General features: G+C 65.8%; 3 protein-coding genes. 2 read left to right on the forward strand and 1 reads right to left on the reverse strand.

Annotated elements, in window-relative coordinates:
• Positions 1–210: 210 nt before the first annotated feature.
• The gene (locus tag AC1D0P_RS23665; RefSeq protein ID WP_477678975.1) at positions 211–1374 is read right to left on the reverse strand and encodes a metallophosphoesterase; all 1164 of its coding nucleotides are present in this window, start codon (positions 1372–1374) and stop codon (positions 211–213) included.
• Between the two features lie 234 nt (positions 1375–1608).
• Between AC1D0P_RS23665 and minC the strand changes: the two genes are divergently transcribed.
• Entirely contained in the window at positions 1609–2376 is a 768-nt protein-coding gene (minC, locus tag AC1D0P_RS23670) for a septum site-determining protein MinC (RefSeq protein ID WP_477678976.1), read from the forward strand.
• Positions 2377–2462: 86 nt separating this feature from the next.
• The coding region (gene minD, locus AC1D0P_RS23675; protein WP_477678977.1) for a septum site-determining protein MinD at positions 2463–3205 on the forward strand (743 nt) is incomplete at its 3' end.

The raw sequence follows: 3205 nt of genomic DNA on the forward strand, positions 1-3205 counted from the left end.
GTTTGCGCGAGACCCCGCCGTAGTCGAGCACCGCAGGTTGCCCGAAGCGAAGCGTAGGGACCCAGACTGCGGGTCGCCTTTTCTTTGGTGACTTTMTTTTGGCGAAGCAAAAGAAAGTTACTTGCCGCCGGGCAACCCCCGGCCAGCAGAACTTAGAAGAGAGAACAGAGGAAGCGCGGACAGCTGGAGCAAGACCCGGCAGACCAACCCTTATCCCGCGACCAATTTCAAAAAAGTAATCTCAGAAGGCGCCCCAAACCGTTYGGGCGGCCCCCAATACCCGGTCCCCCGGCTCGTATAAACCCAAAGATTCTGCAACTTGTGCAAGCCGGCAGTAAACGGCTGCTGAAACCGCACAAACAGATTCCACGGATAGAACTGCCCGCCATGCGTATGGCCCGACAGCTGCAGATCAAAACCCGCCTTGGCAGCCGCCGCCGCGCTGCGCGGCTGGTGGGCCAGCAGCACGCGGACCGCGTTCAGCGGCGCGCCGCGCAGGGCCGCTTCGGGGTCGCTGCGGTGCGCCGGATCGAAATGGCCGGCGCTGTAATCCGTCACGCCGGCCAGCACCAGCGGTTTGCCGTCCTCGCGGCCGGCTGCATCTGAAGGGGGGCGAATCACCACGTGTTCATTCAGCAGCACCGTCAGGCCCAGGCGGCGCAGCTCGTCGACCCAGGCATGCGCGCCGGAGTAGTACTCGTGGTTGCCGGTGACAAAATAGGTGCCGTGACGCGACTTCAGGTCGGCCAGCGGCGCGGTGTGGGCCGAGAGTTCGCTGACCTTGCCGTCCACCAGGTCGCCGGTGATGGCCACCACGTCGGCGTCCAGTGCGTTGACCTTGTCGACGATGCGGCGCAAATATTCGTGCTTGATGGTCGGCCCGACGTGGATGTCGCTGAGCTGGGCCAGGGTAAAGCCCTGCAGCGCGGGGGGCAGGCCCTTGATGGGCACGTCGACCTTGACCACGGCCGCGGTGCGCCGCGCATTCAAAAAGCCCAGCACGGTGACCAGCACGCCCAGCACGGGCACGGCTTCGGCCGAGGCGATGCGCAGCCAGGCCAGCGGCAAGCGGCCGGGCGCCAGCAGGTCGGCCAGCCACAGCAGCAGCAGGCCCGCGTCACGCGCCACCGTCAGCACCAGCATCGAAGAGAACAAGCCCATGAACAGCAGGCCCACCCAGGTCAGCACGTCGGCCAGCGGTTGTTTCGCGACCCGCCCGGCCATCRGGCCCAGCGGCATCAGCAAGGCCGAGAGTGCCAGGCCGGCGATGAGCAGCCACTGGCCGAGGGAATGGGCTTCAAGCCCCGGCACAAGGCGTGCGCCGATGTAAACATGGAGCAGCGCGGTTACAAGCGCCAGCGGCAGGAAGTTCATGAAAAGTCCAGAGTGATAAGCCCCGCATATGGGTGCAGGGCGCATGCATTCAATGCCGGCGCGGCTTTCTGCGACGGACGGCGACGGCGCACCAAGGCCGTGCGCGCGGCCGACAAGCGTTTCATGCGCTCACAAGTGCGACAAAGCGTGCGGGCGAATACGCCGCATCGCGCGCTACCCTCGGCCATCTTTTCTTTTGCCGCCGACACGCCGGCCTCCTCCCGCCATGCGCCTATGACCGTCGCCCTTCAGGCCACCACTCCCGCCACCTTTGAAATCAAGAGCGCCAACCTGCCCCTGGTGGCCTTGCTGCTCAAGTCCACCGACCTCGTCGCCCTGGCACGCGAACTCGAAGCCCGCTTTGGCGACATTCCCGACTTCTTCGACCAGGATGCACTGCTGGTCGACCTGTCACCGTTGCCGGAAGCGGCGGGCGGCATCGACTTTCCCGCGCTGATCAGCCTGCTGGGCGGCTACCAGCTGGTGCCCATCGCCGTGAAAGGCGGCAGCGCCGCGCAGATGGCAGCCGCGCTGCAGGCGGGCTTGCTGCCCGTGCCCGACGCCCACCTGGTGGCGCCGCGGCCCACGGTGGCCGCACCACCCGCGCCGGTTCTGCTGGCGCCGGAACCGGTTCCCCTTGCCCCTGCCGCGCCGCTGGGCGCGCTGGTCGTCGACAAGCCGCTGCGCTCCGGCCAGCAGGTTTATGCACGCGGCCGCGACCTGGTGGTGCTGGCCATGGTCAACGCCGGCGCCGAGGTGATTGCCGACGGCCACATCCACGTCTATGCGCCGCTGCGCGGCAAGGCCATGGCCGGTGCACGCGGCAACACCGAGGCGCGCATCTTCTCGCTCGCGCTGGAAGCTGAACTGCTCTCCATCGCCGGCGTCTACCGCACCAGCGAACACCCGCTGCCGCCCGGCATGGCCGGCAAGCCCACGCAAGTGCGGCTCGTCCCGGGCGACGAGGGCGACAAACTAGTCATGAATGTGATGTCAGCATGACCACAGCCACTTTGCTTCCTCCTGCTCCCGCGGCACACCCGGCCTCCACCCAAAACACCTCTCCCGTTCTCCAAGGAAATTCAAGCATGGCAAAAATCATCGTGGTCACCTCCGGCAAGGGCGGTGTGGGCAAAACCACCACCAGCGCCAGCTTTGCCACCGGCCTGGCGCTGCGCGGCCATAAAACCGCGGTCATTGACTTCGACGTGGGCCTGCGCAACCTGGACCTCATCATGGGCTGCGAGCGCCGCGTGGTGTACGACCTCATCAACGTGATCCAGGGCGAAGCCACGCTGAACCAGGCCCTGATCAAGGACAAGCAGTGCCACAACCTGTATGTGCTGGCCGCCTCGCAGACCCGCGACAAGGACGCGCTGACCAAAACCGGCGTCGAGAAGGTGCTGAAAGACCTGGCCGGCATGGACTTTGAATACATTGTTTGCGACTCCCCCGCCGGCATAGAGACCGGCGCCCTGATGGCCATGCACTTCGCCGACGAGGCCCTGGTGGTGACGAATCCCGAGGTGTCATCCGTGCGCGACTCCGACCGCATCCTCGGCATGCTCTCCAGCAAGACCCAGCGCGCCATCGCCGGCGGCGACCCGATCAAGGAACACCTGCTGATCACCCGCTACAACCCCGGCCGCGTCGACCAGGGCCAGATGCTTTCGCTCGAGGACATCCAGGATATTTTGCGCATCAAGCTCATAGGCGTGATCCCCGAATCCGAGTCGGTATTGCAGGCCTCCAACCAGGGCGTGCCGGCGGTGCACATGAACGGCAGCGACGTGTCGGAAGCCTACAAGGACGTGGTCGACCGCTTCCTCGG

Source organism: Polaromonas sp. P1_G2 (genome assembly GCF_056405515.1).

Bases quoted from the DNA above. Each gene is read 5' to 3' on its own strand.
- minC (WP_477678976.1), top strand. From the start codon at position 1,609: ATGACCGTCGCCCTTCAGGCCACCACTCCCGCCACCTTTGAAATCAAG.